10 protein-coding genes are annotated in these 13,617 nt (G+C 74.5%); 9 read left to right on the forward strand and 1 reads right to left on the reverse strand.

Translation table 11 applies throughout. The features are described 5' to 3' along the window. Nucleotides 1–88 precede the first annotated feature (88 nt). The 3 genes from coaBC (at nt 89) to Sm713_RS21775 (ending at nt 5,411) form a co-directional block, all read left to right on the forward strand. Nucleotides 89–1,291, forward strand: coding sequence for a bifunctional phosphopantothenoylcysteine decarboxylase/phosphopantothenate--cysteine ligase CoaBC (coaBC, locus tag Sm713_RS21765; protein WP_212911232.1), 1,203 nt, complete (start codon nt 89–91; stop codon nt 1,289–1,291). A 527-nt stretch (nt 1,292–1,818) separates the two neighbouring features. Continuing rightward, a complete protein-coding gene (gene metK, locus Sm713_RS21770; protein ID WP_212911233.1) occupies nt 1,819–3,042 on the forward strand; it encodes a methionine adenosyltransferase in 1,224 nt (407 codons plus the stop codon). 212 nt (nt 3,043–3,254) lie between these two features. Beyond that, nucleotides 3,255–5,411, forward strand: a complete 2,157-nt coding sequence (locus Sm713_RS21775) for a primosomal protein N' (RefSeq protein WP_212911234.1) — start codon at nt 3,255–3,257, stop codon at nt 5,409–5,411. A gap of 305 nt (nt 5,412–5,716) precedes the next feature. On the opposite strand, the gene Sm713_RS21780 is transcribed toward Sm713_RS21775, so the two are convergent. Next, the gene (locus Sm713_RS21780) at nt 5,717–6,268 is read right to left on the reverse strand and encodes a hypothetical protein (RefSeq protein WP_212911235.1); all 552 of its coding nucleotides are present in this window, start codon (nt 6,266–6,268) and stop codon (nt 5,717–5,719) included. A gap of 353 nt (nt 6,269–6,621) precedes the next feature. Here Sm713_RS21780 and fmt point away from each other — a divergent pair, with 353 nt between their 5' ends. The 6 genes from fmt to Sm713_RS21810 all read left to right on the forward strand — a co-directional run bounded on the left by fmt (nt 6,622) and on the right by Sm713_RS21810 (nt 13,349). After that, nucleotides 6,622–7,566, forward strand: coding sequence for a methionyl-tRNA formyltransferase (fmt, locus tag Sm713_RS21785; RefSeq protein WP_212911236.1), 945 nt, complete (start codon nt 6,622–6,624; stop codon nt 7,564–7,566). 47 nt (nt 7,567–7,613) lie between these two features. Beyond that, nucleotides 7,614–9,074: an RsmB/NOP family class I SAM-dependent RNA methyltransferase gene (locus Sm713_RS21790; RefSeq protein ID WP_212911237.1), complete on the forward strand. Its 1,461-nt coding sequence runs from the start codon at nt 7,614–7,616 to the stop codon at nt 9,072–9,074. 191 nt (nt 9,075–9,265) lie between these two features. Further along, complete coding sequence (gene rpe, locus Sm713_RS21795; RefSeq protein WP_212911238.1) at nt 9,266–9,952, forward strand: ribulose-phosphate 3-epimerase; 687 nt, start codon at nt 9,266–9,268, stop codon at nt 9,950–9,952. A 196-nt stretch (nt 9,953–10,148) separates the two neighbouring features. Beyond that, nucleotides 10,149–11,165 carry a sugar-binding transcriptional regulator gene (locus Sm713_RS21800; RefSeq protein WP_212912177.1) on the forward strand — a complete coding sequence of 339 codons (1,017 nt, stop codon included), beginning with the start codon at nt 10,149–10,151 and terminating at the stop codon, nt 11,163–11,165. Between the two features lie 118 nt (nt 11,166–11,283). Continuing rightward, on the forward strand, nt 11,284–11,658 hold the full coding sequence (locus Sm713_RS21805) for a barstar family protein (protein ID WP_212911239.1): 375 nt from the start codon (nt 11,284–11,286) through the stop codon (nt 11,656–11,658). Between the two features lie 224 nt (nt 11,659–11,882). Then, nucleotides 11,883–13,349 carry a GuaB1 family IMP dehydrogenase-related protein gene (locus Sm713_RS21810; protein ID WP_212911240.1) on the forward strand — a complete coding sequence of 489 codons (1,467 nt, stop codon included), beginning with the start codon at nt 11,883–11,885 and terminating at the stop codon, nt 13,347–13,349. The last annotated feature ends 268 nt before the right edge of the window (nt 13,350–13,617 follow it).

The following is a 13,617-nucleotide window of genomic DNA, read 5'->3' on the forward strand; positions in this document are numbered from 1 at the left end:
TCGAGCGGATGCCCGGACGGGGATCCGGGCGAACGCTTCAGGTGTGACGGTTCCGGACGAAGGCTCCGGACGACGGCGGGGAGGCGCGGTGGACAGGCCGAAGGTGGTTCTGGGGGTCAGCGGCGGTGTCGCCGCCTACAAGGCGTGCGAGCTGCTGCGCCGGCTCACCGAGTCGGGGCACGAGGTGAGGGTGGTGCCGACGGCATCGGCGCTGCACTTCGTGGGCGCCGCGACCTGGTCCGCACTCTCGGCAAACCCCGTCGCCACCGAGGTCTGGTCCGACGTGCACGAGGTCCCGCACGTCCGCATCGGCCAGTCCGCGGACCTGGTGGTGGTCGCCCCCGCCACCGCGGACCTGCTCGCCAAGGCCGCCCACGGCATCGCCGACGACCTCCTGACGAACACGCTGCTGACCGCCCGCTGCCCGGTCGTCTTCGCACCGGCCATGCACACCGAGATGTGGGAGCACGCGGCCACCCAGGAGAACGTCGCCACGCTGCGCCGCCGCGGGGCCGTCGTCATCGAGCCGGCCGTCGGCCGCCTCACCGGCGTGGACACCGGCAAGGGTCGCTTCCCCGACCCCGCGGAGATCTTCGAGCTGTGCCGCCGGGTGCTCGCCCGGGGCCTCGGACCCGCGGACCTCGCGGGACGGCACGTCGTGGTCAGCGCGGGCGGTACCCGCGAGCCGCTGGACCCGGTGCGCTTCCTCGGCAACCGCTCCTCCGGCAAGCAGGGCTACGCCCTCGCCCGGGCCGCGGCGGCGCGCGGTGCGAGCGTCACCCTGGTCGCCGCGAACACGGCGCTGCCCGAGCCGGCCGGTGTCGAGATCGTGCAGGTCGGCACCGCCATGCAGATGCGCGAGGCGGTCATGAAGGCCGCCGCCCAGGCCGACGCCGTGGTGATGGCCGCCGCCGTGGCCGACTTCCGCCCCTCCGCGTACGCCACCGGGAAGATCAAGAAGGAGGAGGGCAGGGAGCCGGAGCCCATCGCGCTGGTCCGCAACCCTGACATCCTCGCCGAGCTCTCCGCCGACCGCCCGCGGCCCGGCCAGATCGTCGTCGGCTTCGCCGCGGAGACGGACGACGTCCTGGAGAACGGCCGCGCCAAGCTCCGCCGCAAGGGCTGCGACCTGCTCGTCGTCAACGAGGTCGGCGAGCGCAGGACCTTCGGTTCCGAGGAGAACGAGGCCGTGGTGCTCGGCGCCGACGGCAGCGAGACCCTCGTCCCGCAGGGGCCCAAGGACGCCCTGGCCGAAGTGGTGTGGGATCTGGTGGCCGGCCGGCTGCGCTGAGCGTGCTCAGGAGGGGCCGGGAACGCGCTCCCCGGCCCCTTCGGCGTACGGGTGGGGAAAGTAGGAGCCGCAAAGCGTGGCAGGCGCGCAGGCGCGCTCATATGCGCGAGGAGCCGCATGTGCACGCCTCGGGCTCCGGTGGGCGGGCACGGGACCGCGAGGGGTACCCCGCGCGAGCGACCCGGCCGGCCGCCGTCGCGGGCGCGTCGCGGTCGCTCGCGCGGAGCAGGGGCGCACGCGAGCCCGCCCGGGTGTACGGCACCACAACCACAGCGGTGACCTGCTTGAACACGAGGAGAACACGCCGTGCAGAACTCATGCACTCGCCGTCTCCCCCGGGGTAGCGTGTCTCCGCCCTGTCCGGGCCGTCGTATCGTGGTTCGATCGTTCGGCGCCCCGCTCAAGTTGCGAGACGCTCGGACCCCGGGCGATTTTGCCCGATAAGATGTTCACGGACGGCGCCAGGCGCAGCCCTGTGCCCGTCCATAAAAGATCAGCCAGCAGCCGCTGCAACCCCAGGGAGCGATGTGTCCCGCCGTCTCTTCACCTCGGAGTCCGTGACCGAAGGTCACCCCGACAAGATCGCTGACCAGATCAGCGACACCATCCTCGACGCACTCCTGCGGGAGGACCCGACCTCTCGCGTCGCCGTCGAGACCCTGATCACCACCGGTCAGGTCCATGTGGCCGGAGAGGTCACCACCCAGGCCTACGCGCCCATCGCCCAGCTGGTGCGCGACAAGATCCTGGAGATCGGTTACGACTCGTCGAAGAAGGGCTTCGACGGCGCCTCATGCGGCGTCTCGGTGTCCATCGGCTCCCAGTCCCCGGACATCGCCCAGGGCGTCGACACGGCCTACGAGACGCGCGTCGACGGCGCCGTCGAGGCCGAGCTGGACGAGCTGGACCGGCAGGGCGCCGGTGACCAGGGCCTGATGTTCGGGTACGCCTGCGACGAGACCCCCGAGCTGATGCCGCTGCCGATCCGCCTGGCGCACCGCCTCTCCGAGCGCCTGTCCGAGGTCCGCAAGAACGGCACCATCCCCTACCTGCGCCCGGACGGAAAGACGCAGGTCACCATCGAGTACGACGGCGACAAGGCCGCCCGTCTCGACACCGTCGTGGTCTCCTCGCAGCACGCCAGCGACATCGACCTGGAGTCGCTGCTCGCGCCCGACATCCGCGAGTTCGTCGTGGAGCCCGAGCTGAAGGCCCTCGTCGACGACGGCATCAAGCTGGACACCGACGGCTACCGCCTGCTGGTCAACCCCACCGGGCGCTTCGAGATCGGCGGCCCGATGGGCGACGCCGGCCTCACCGGCCGCAAGATCATCATCGACACCTACGGCGGCATGGCCCGCCACGGCGGTGGCGCGTTCTCCGGCAAGGACCCGTCCAAGGTCGACCGCTCCGCCGCGTACGCCATGCGGTGGGTCGCGAAGAACGTCGTCGCCGCGGGCCTCGCCACCCGCTGCGAGGTCCAGGTCGCCTACGCCATCGGCAAGGCCGAGCCGGTCGGCCTCTTCGTCGAGACCTTCGGGACGAACGCCGTGGACAACGAGAAGATCGAGGCCGCGATCAGCCAGGTCTTCGACCTCCGCCCCGCCGCGATCATCCGGGACCTGGACCTGCTCCGCCCGATCTACTCCCAGACCGCCAGGTACGGCCACTTCGGCCGTGAGCTGCCCGACTTCACGTGGGAGCGCACGGACCGCGTGGACGCGCTGCGCGCGGCGGCGGGCCTTCTCTAGCCCGACCCCGGGGCGCCTGAGCTCGGTGCACCGACCTCGACCGACCCGGCACCCTCGGGGTGCCGGGTCGGTCTCTTTTGCCACCGGGCCGGTCTCGTTGTCCGGGCCGCTGTCCGGCCCGATGACGTCCCGCCACACGACCGGACCCTCCGCTTCCCCGAAGGGTTCGCGGAGGCCGGGGAGTGTCGGTGGTCTCTGGTAGGAATGCAGGTGTGAGCAGCGAGGACGGCCGGGGCGACGGTGCGGCGGGAGGTGTTCCGCCGGAGCAGCTCGCCCTGATCCGGGAGAGCGTGCGCAAGGGCGGCGCTCCCCGGGCCAAGCCGCGTACCTGGCGGGGGGCCGAGCTGGCGGAGCGGCTGCCGGTGGCGCGGGTCGTGGTCGACAAGGGCGTGCTCCACCTGGACCGCTACTTCGATTACGCGGTGCCCAAGGAGCTGGACGAGCAGGCGCAGCCGGGGGTGCGGGTGCGGGTGCGGTTCGGCGCCGGGGGGCGCCGGGTGCGCGGCGGCCGCCGCGAGGGCGGCGGGCTCGTCGACGGGTTCCTGGTGGAGCGCGTCGCCGAGACCGACTACTCGGGGCCGCTGGCGGCGCTCGCCCAGGTCGTCTCGCCGGAGCGGATCCTCGACGAGGAGCTGCTGGGCCTCGCCCGCGCCGTCGCGGACCGCTACGCCGGCAGTCTCGCCGACATCCTCCAGCTCGCCGTCCCGCCGCGCAGCGCCCGCGCGGAGTCCCGCCCGTCACCCGACCCCGCCCCGGCCCCCCCGGCGCCCGACCCGGGCCCGTGGGAGCGCTATCCGCGGGGGCCGGCCTTCCTGGAGGCGCTCGCCGGCGGCGGCGCTCCGCGGGCCGTGTGGAACGCCCTGCCAGGCCCGCAGTGGGCCGCGGCGCTGGCCCATGCCGTGGCGGCCACGCTGGCCTCGGGCCGCGGCGCTCTGGTGGTGCTGCCCGACGGGCGCACCGCGGCCCGGGTGGACGCCGCCCTCACTGCCCTGCTCGGCGAGGGCCGGCACGCGGTGCTGACCGCGGAGGCGGGCCCGGAGAAGCGGTACGCACAGTGGCTCGCCGTGCGCCGCGGCTCGGTCCGCGCGGTGGTGGGCACCCGCGCGGCGATGTTCGCGCCCGTGCGGGATCTCGGCCTGGTCGCGATCTGGGACGACGGCGACGACAGCCACAGCGAGCTGCACGCCCCGCAGCCGCACGCCCGCGAGGTGCTGCTGCTGCGCGCCGCGCACTCCGGCTGCGGGTTCCTGCTGGGTGCCTGGGGGTGCACGGTGGAGGCGGCGCAGCTCGTCGAGAACGGCTGGGCGCTGCCCCTGGTCGCCGACCGGGAGGAGGCGCGCCGCTCGGCTCCACTGGTGCGCACGGTGCAGGACACCGACCTCGCCCGGGACGAGGCGGCCCGCGCGGCCCGGCTGCCCAGTCTCGCCTGGCAGGTCGCGCGCGAGGGGCTGGAGCGCGGCCCGGTGCTGGTGCAGGTGCCCCGGCGCGGCTACGTGCCGCGGCTGGCCTGCGAGCGCTGCCGTACGCCCGCCCGCTGCGGGCAGTGCGCCGGCCCCCTCCAGGCGGCGCCTGACGGGGCACTGCGGTGCGGCTGGTGCGGCCGGGGCGAGCCCGCGTGGCACTGCCAGGAGTGCGGTGCCACCCGGTTGCGCGCCCAGGTGGTCGGGGCGCGGCGGACGGCTGAGGAACTGGGGCGGGCCTTCCCGTCGGTGCCGGTGCGCACGTCCGGGCGCGAGCAGGTGCTGGACACGGTGCCTCAGACCCCCGCGCTGGTGGTGAGCACGCCCGGCGCCGAGCCGGTCGCAGACGGCGGCTATGCGGCCGCGCTGCTGCTGGACGGCTGGACGATGCTCGGCCGCCCGGACCTGCGGGCGGGTGAGGACGCGCTCCGCCGCTGGATCGCGGCGGCGGCGCTGGTGCGCGGCGGCGAGGCGGGCGGCACGGTCGCGGTCGTGGCCGAGGCCACTCTGCAGCCGGTGCAGGCTCTGGTGCGCTGGGACCCGGTGGGGTTCGCGGTCCGGGAGCGCGCGGAGCGGGAGGAGCTGGGCTTTCCGCCGGTGTCGCGGATGGCGTCGGTGACGGGGCCGCCTGAGGCGGTGGCCGACTTTCTCCGCGCGGTCGAGCTGCCGGGGGGAGCGCAGGTGATGGGGCCGGTGCTGCTGCCGGTGAGCCCTCCGGGCAGCCCTCGGCGCCCGGGGTCGCCGCCGCCGGGGGAGCAGTGGGAGCGCGCCCTGATCAGGGTCCCGCAGGGCGGTGGCGCGGCCCTGGCCGCGGCGCTGAAGGCGGCTCAGGTGGCGAGGGTGGCGAAGGCGTCGCGCGCGGGTGCTGACGCGGTGTGGGTCCGTATCGACCCGCCGGACATCGGCTGAGGGGGCGCGGGACATCGGCTGAGGGGGCGCGCTCCAGGACCTCGCGGTGAACTCCGGCCGCGCCGCGGGACCTCAAGGCGAAAGTCCTCGCTGCGGAACCTCGAGGCGAAAGTCCGCGCCGCGGGACCCCAGGGCGAAAGTCCGTCCTGCGGGACCTCAATGCGAGCGTCCGTGCTGCCGAACCTCAGGGTGAATGTCCGCTGCGGAATCCCGAGCGAACTCCGGCTGCCCCGGGGTATCCAAGGACCGCGCTCGCCCTCGGATTCCCGGTCGGATTGCCGGTCCTGGCCGCGAGGCCCGCCGCCTCAGCCGTGCCGGGGCCCGGGGAAGACTCCCGGACGGGTCTCCTCACGCAGGGGGACGCCCCCGGGCAAGGGCTGAGCCGCGGGCTGTCCCGGCATCGAGCGCGCCGCCGGGACAGCGGGCAGGCCGCCGCCGAGGGGGAGCGGATGCGTCGCCGTGCTGTGGGTGTCGGTGCCGCGCTCGGCTTCCGCGGCGGCCTGGGCCGCGGCACGACGGGCGCCGTAGCGCCGGTGCACCGCCTGCTTGGTGACGCCGAGTGCCGAGCCCACCGCGTCCCACGAGAAGCCCAGCGAGCGGTCGAAGTCCACCGCGGCCGTGACCAGGGTCTCCACGCTGTCTCGGAGCTCCTGGGCGAGGCGGACGGTGGGGGCGGGCGCACGGCCGTAGACGACGAAGCCCGTGGCGGGGCCGGAGCGCCGGGGGCGGTAGACATTGCCCAGCTGGGCGGTGAGGGTGCGCAGCGCGTCCACCTGCCGGCGGACCCGCTCGATGTCCCGCACCAGCAGATGCAGGCTGGCGCGAGCCTGGGCGTCGTGGGTTGCGTGGTCGGCCATGGGCAAGCCTCTCGAACCGGCGTCGAAAACGGGTCGGGCCGCGATCGCGGCCCCTGTGGTCAACTCTTTCTTGACAACGCGCCACTCCCTGTGTGGTCACGGTGACGGGGCGCAGCGGCATATGCGACCGCGCACACCGCGCTCACGCCTGGTGCGCCCCGCGCTCACGAGCCCCGGGGCGGCGCCCCGATCTCCCGTATCCCGGGAATCGGGTCCGAGGCGCGCGGGCGACCCGGGGCGGAGGCGGCCGAGGACCCCCGCCCCGGGCGCGGCCTAGACTGGTGCGCCGCCGCGACGCCCGGCGCCGAGGCGCACGTACACCCTGCCCCCGCCCGAGAGGCCGACAGCCACCGATGAAGCTCGTCTTCGCAGGCACCCCCGAGGTCGCCGTTCCCGCCCTGGACGCCCTGATCGCCTCCGAACGGCACGAGGTGGCCGCCGTGGTCACCCGCCCCGACGCGCCCGCGGGCCGCGGGCGGAGGCTGATCGCGTCCCCCGTGGCGGAGCGCGCGGAGGAGGCGGGGATCGAGGCGCTGAAGCCCGCGAAGCCGCGCGACGAGGCGTTCCTCGCCCGGCTGCGGGAGATCGCGCCGGACTGCTGCCCCGTGGTGGCCTACGGAGCGCTGCTGCCCCGCGTCGCGCTGGACGTGCCGGCGAACGGCTGGGTCAACCTGCACTTCTCGCTGCTGCCCGCCTGGCGCGGTGCCGCGCCCGTCCAGCACGCGATCATGGCCGGCGACGAGATCACCGGAGCCTCCACCTTCCAGATCGAGGAGGGCCTGGACTCGGGGCCGGTGTACGGCACGATCACCGAGGCGGTGCGGTCCACCGACACCAGCGGCGACCTGCTCACCCGGCTGGCACTGGCGGGCGCGGGGCTGCTCGTGGCCACGATGGACGGCATCGAGGACGGCACCCTGAAGGCCGTGCCCCAGCCCGCCGAGGGCATCACCGTCGCGCCCAAGGTGGCGGTCGACGACGCCCGGATCGACTGGAACACCCCGGCGCTGCGCGTCGACCGCGTGGTGCGCGGTTGCAGCCCCGCGCCCGGCGCGTGGACCGTCTTCCGCGGCGAGCGGCTGAAGTTGGTGCAGGTCGCCCCCGTGCAGGAGCACACCGGCCTCGCCCCCGGAGAGCTGGCACCGGGCAAGAAGCAGGTCCTCGTGGGCACCGGCTCGCACGCCGTGGAACTGCTCTGGGTGCAGGCGCAGGGCAAGAAGCCGATGCGCGGCGCCGACTGGGCCCGCGGAGCGCGCATCGCCCCGGGGGAGCGCCTGGGCGCCGGCGACGTAGGCTGAGGGGGGACGGGCAGCCTGCCCGGCTCAGGAACAGCAGCGGAGCACCTTTGACCAGCCAGCACGAGCCGTCCGCCCGGCGCCGGGCACCGGCCGCCGCACGGACGGGCAAGCAGCACAAGCCGTACCGGCGTCCGAAGAAGGACCCTGTCCGGATCCTCGCGTTCGAGGCGCTGCGTGCGGTCGACGAGCGGGACGCGTACGCCAACCTCGTCCTGCCCCCGCTGCTGCGCAGGGCCCGCGAGAAGGGCGAGCTGGACGGCCGGGACGCGGCCCTCGCGACCGAGTTGGTCTACGGCACGCTGCGCCGCCAGGGCACCTACGACGCCGTCATCGCGGAGTGCGTCGACCGCCCGCTGCGCGAGGTCGACCCGCCGGTCCTCGACGTGCTCAGCCTCGGTGCGCACCAGCTCCTCGGCACCCGGATCCCGACGCACGCCGCGGTGTCCGCGTCGGTGGAGCTGGCCCGGGTGGTGCTCGGCGACGGGCGTGCGAAGTTCGTCAACGCCGTGCTGCGCAAGATCGCGCAGGACGACCTGGACGGCTGGCTGGACCGGGTGGCACCACCGTACGAGGACGACCCCGAGGACCACCTCGCCGTGGTGCACGCGCACCCGCGCTGGATCGTCTCCGCGCTCTGGGACGCGCTGGGGGGCGATCGCGCCGGCATGGAGGAACTGCTCGCGGCCGACAACGAACGGCCCGAGGTGACCCTCGTCGCCCGCCCCGGCCGGGCCACCGCCGACGAGCTGCTGGACTCGCTGGCCTCCGCGTCCGCACACCCGGGCCGCTGGTCGCCGTACGCGGTCCGGCTCACCGAGGGCGGCGAGCCCGGCGCGCTGGACGCCGTGCGGGAGGGCCGTGCCGGCGTCCAGGACGAGGGCAGCCAGCTCGTGGCCGCGGCCCTGGCGGCGGCCCCGCTCGACGGCCCCGACCGGCTCTGGCTGGACGGCTGCGCGGGTCCCGGCGGCAAGGCGGCGCTGCTGGGCGGACTCGCCGCAGGGCGCGGCGCGGCGCTCGTCGCCGCGGAGAAGCAGCCGCACCGCGCGGGCCTGGTGGCCAAGGCGCTCGCCGGCAACCCGGGCCCGTACCAGGTGATCACCGCGGACGGCACCCGCCCGCCGTGGCGGAGCGGCAGCTTCGACCGGGTCCTGGTGGACGTGCCCTGCACCGGCCTGGGCGCGCTGCGGCGCCGCCCGGAGGCCCGCTGGCGCCGCCGCCCCGACGACCTGGACGGCTTCGCACCCCTCCAGCGCGAGCTGCTGAAGTCGGCGCTCGTCGCGGCGCGCCCGGGAGGCGTGGTCGCCTACGCGACCTGCTCCCCGCACCTGGCCGAGACGAGGGCCGTGGTCGACGACGTCCTCAAGCGGCACGGCGGCGCCCGGCTGATGGACGCGCGGCCGATGCTGCCCGGCGTGCCGTCCCTCGGCGAGGGCCCCGACATCCAGCTCTGGCCGCACCTGCACGGCACGGACGCGATGTACCTGGCCCTGCTGCGCAGGACGGACTGAGCCCGGCGCGGATTGAGCCCGGCGCGGATTGAATGCAGGACTGGCTGAACCCGGCGCGGACCGAAGCGGGGCCGGACCGGGCCGGCGGCATGCCCTCATCCCGCCGCGGCCCACGCCCCGTCAAGTACCGGACTGGGTGCTTCCGGAGTCCGGGCGAGGCCGATGTGCCGGGGCATGGCAGGCTTGGGGGTATGGCCCCGCAGATTAACCCGAGCATCCTGTCCGCCGACTTCGCGCGCCTCGCCGACGAGGCCCGGGCGGTGGAAGGCGCCGACTGGCTCCACGTCGACGTCATGGACAACCACTTCGTCCCCAATCTCACCCTCGGCGTCCCCGTCGTGGAGTCCCTGGCACGGGCCACGGACACCCCCCTGGACTGCCACCTGATGATCGAGGACGCGGACCGCTGGGCACCGCAGTACGTGGAGGCGGGCGCCTCGTCCGTGACGTTCCACGTGGAGGCCGCGGGGGCACCGGTGCGCCTGGCACGCGAGGTCCGGGCGAAGGGCGCGCGGGCGGGCATGGCGCTGAAGCCGGCCACCCCCATCGAGCCGTACGAGGACCTGCTCCCCGAGCTCGACATGGTGCTGATCATGACGGTCGAGCCGGGCTTCGGTGGCCAGGCCTTCCTCGACATCATGCTGCCGAAGATCCGCCGCACCCGGCAGCTGATCGGCAAGCACGGCCTCGACGTGTGGTTGCAGGTCGACGGCGGGGTCTCGGAGAGCACCATCGAGCGCTGTGCGGAGGCCGGCGCCGACGTCTTCGTCGCGGGATCCGCGGTCTACGGTGCCTCCGACCCGGCCGCGGCCGTCCGGAGCCTGCGCGACCAGGCCGGTGCCACCATGGCCGGCGCCGGGTGGCCGGGCGGGCACTGACCGCACAGGCGTCCGACCGTCCCGATCGCCAGGCGGCCGCCGGGACAAGGGAACGTGAACGCCACCCATCAAGGGCTGATCGACCTCTCCCAGTGCCTGAAGGCCCTGGGAGGCAACCCCTCGGATCTGCAAGGATGAACGGCGGATCCAGAGTGTGAACGACGACAAGAGCAGTGAGGAGATCGCCGTGTCCGGCATGTCGGCGGGTCGGCCTGCCCTGCGGATGGGGCCCGCGGAGCTGGTACAGGCGGCGGCCATGGCCCGTCGCTTCTACCTGGAGGGCAAGTCCAAGATCCAGATCGCCGAGGAGTTCGGCGTGAGCCGCTTCAAGGTGGCCAGGGTTCTGGAGACCGCCCTCGAACGCGACCTGGTCAGGATCGAGATCAGAGTGCCCGCCGAGCTGGACGCCGAGCGTTCCGACGCGCTGCGCGCCCGGTACGGCCTGCGGCACGCGGTCGTCGTCGAGTCCCCGGCGGAGGCCGACGAGTCGCCCGACCCGGAGAACCTCGGGGAGGTCGCCGCCGACCTGCTCGGCGAGCTGGTCACCGAGGGCGATGTGCTGGGGCTGGCCTGGGGCCGCTCCACCATCCACATGGCGGCCGCCCTGGACCGGCTGCCGCCCTGCACGGTGGTGCAGCTCACCGGCGTCTACGACGCCGGAACGGCGGAGCGCGGCTCCGTGGAGGCGGTGCGGCGCGCCGCGCAGGTCTCCGGCGGCGAGGCCCACCCCATCTACGCCCCGATGCTGCTGCCCGACTCGGCCACCGCGGACGCGCTGCGCCACCAGACCGGGATCGCCCGCGCCTTCGAGTACTTCGACAAGGTCACCGTCGCGTGCGTGTCCATCGGCTCCTGGGAGGCGGGCGTCTCCACCGTCCACGACATGCTCAGCGAGCAGGAGCGCGCCAGCTACGCCTCGCTCGGCATCGCCGCCGAGATGTCCGCGCACCTCTTCGACGCCGAGGGCCGCAGGGTCGGCAGGGACCTGGGGGAGCGGTGCATCACGGTGGAGGCCGACCGGCTGCGCCGCATCCCCGAGGTCGTCGCGATCGCGGGCGGGCAGCGCAAGGGGCCCGCGATCGACGCGGTGCTCCGCTCCGGCCTGGTGACCAGCCTCGTCACCGACACCACGGCAGCGGACTTCCTGATGTCCACCGGCCCCACCCCGCGCCCCGCCCTGGACCGCATGGACCCCGACAGCATCGCCGCGTGAGCGGACGCCCGGCCCCGGATCCGGCCCGGTGGCATGGCACGGGCGGCCGGATCGGGCGCGGCGGCAAGCGACGGACGGCCGCCGGGTGCGGCGGTCCGCCACGGAAGGTGGTTGAGGGATGACCGAAGCGTCGTTCGCCCCCGTGCTGGAGGCCGTCCGTGCGGCCGGCTGGAGCACCGGGGTCCTGGACCTCGCCGGGGTCACCGGGAAGGCGGCCTTCCTGGAGCGCTGCGCCCGGGCGCTGGACGCTCCCGGGTGGTTCGGCCGCAACTGGGACGCGCTGGCCGACGGCCTCAAGGACCTCTCCTGGCTGCCGGCGGCCCCCGGGCGGCTGCTGCTGGCCGTGGGCTGGCAGGAGTACGCGGCGGCGCAGCCGGCCGAATGGGTCACCGCTCAGGAGGTGTTCGCCGAGGCCGAGGCGCACTGGAGCGGCCGTCCGGAGGGCTTCGCGGTCCTGCTCGCGATGGGTGCGGCCGAGGCGGACCGGGGCTGACCCCTTCCGGCCCCCGCACGGGCCGCCCGCCCCGCCGGGCGTCCGGCCGGTGATTCGCCCGGGTGTTCGTGCTCAGGTAATGTCTCCATGTAAGGCAGGTTTTCTGCCCCGGCACCGACAGTGAGCCCCCCGTACCGAACGCGCACGAACCAGGTACCGACGGGGGTCTTTTGTTGTGTCCCGGTTGGGTGGCCTGCGCCGCTTCGCATGAAAATGTGAGACGTATGCACTTCCTCGAGCCAGGCACCGGCCGCCACGTCACCACGCCACCGGTCTCCTACGACCTGACCTACGACGATGTCTTCATGGTGCCGAACCACTCCGTGGTCGTCTCGCGGCAGGACGTCGACCTGGCCGCGCCGGACGGCAGCGGCACCACGATCCCCCTCGTCGTCGCCAACATGACGGCCATCGCGGGCCGCCGGATGGCCGAGACGGTGGCGCGGCGCGGCGGCCTCGCGGTGATCCCGCAGGACATCCCGATCGAGGTGGTCGCGGACGTCACCTCCTGGGTCAAGCAGCGCCACCTCGTGCTCGACACGCCCATCGTGCTCGCACCCACCCAGACGGTCGCCGACGCCCTCGCCCTGCTGCCCAAGCGCGCCCACGACGCCGGCGTGGTCGTCGACGAGGGGCACCGGCCGCTCGGCGTCGTCACGGACGCCGACCTGAGCGGCGTCGACCGCTTCACCCAGCTCTCCGAGGTGATGTCCCGCGACCTGCTGCTGGTGGCCGCCGACATCGACCCGCGCACCGCCTTCAACAAGCTGGACGCGGCCAACCGCCGCTTCGCCCCCGCCGTGGACGGCGACGGCAGGCTCGTGGGCATCCTCACCCGCAAGGGCGCCCTGCGGGCCACCCTCTACACGCCCGCCACGGACGCCGGCGGACGGCTCAGGATCGCCGCGGCGGTCGGGATCAACGGCAACGTCGCGGGCAAGGCCAAGCAGCTGCTGGACGCCGGGATCGACACCCTCGTCGTGGACACCGCGCACGGCCACCAGGAATCCATGCTGAACGCCCTCAGGGCCGTCCGCGCCCTCGACCCGCAGGTGCCGGTGGTCGCCGGCAACGTCGTCTCCGCCGCGGGCGTGCGCGACCTGGTGGCGGCCGGTGCGGACATCGTCAAGGTGGGCGTGGGCCCCGGTGCCATGTGCACGACCCGGATGATGACCGGCGTGGGCCGCCCGCAGTTCACCGCCGTCCTGGAGTGCGCCGCCGAGGCACGCGCGCACGGCAAGCACGTGTGGGCCGACGGCGGTGTGCGGCACCCCCGCGACGTCGCCATGGCGCTCGCCGCCGGAGCCTCCAACGTGATGATCGGCTCCTGGTTCGCCGGGACCCACGAGTCGCCCGGGGACCTCCAGCAGGCCGCGGACGGCCGCTACTACAAGGAGTCCTTCGGGATGGCCTCGGCACGCGCCGTGCGCAACCGCACGGCGGAGGAGTCGGCCTACGACCGGGCGCGCAAGGGCCTGTTCGAGGAGGGCATCTCCACCTCCCGGATGTACGTGGACCCCTTCAGGCCCGGTGTGGAGGACCTGATCGACTCGATCATCGCGGGCGTCCGGTCCGCCTGCACCTACGCGGGCGCGGGGTCGCTGGAGGAGTTCACCGGGCGGGCGGTCGTCGGTGTGCAGAGCGCGGCGGGGTACGCCGAGGGCAAGCCCCTGCACGCGAGCTGGAACTGACGCCTCGGATCCCCGGCCCACGGCGGCGGGGACCCGAGGGCGGCGCCGCCGCGTCCCGCCTGCGCGGCGGCTCCCCGGCCGTGACGGGCGTCAGGCACGGGGCACGCGCAACGAACCTCCGCGTTCCCCGGGCGCCGCGCAAGGATCTTGTGCAAACGTGCAAGGCCGCTGCATTACGATCGGGAAGGCCCGGCTCGTAAGGTCGTGCGTTGTACCCGGCACGGTGGGTGCCGGCCGCGCCGCGGCGCGCTCGTGAGGCCGCCCCGGT

This window comes from Streptomyces sp. TS71-3, assembly GCF_018327685.1.
Lineage (GTDB): Bacteria > Actinomycetota > Actinomycetes > Streptomycetales > Streptomycetaceae > Streptomyces.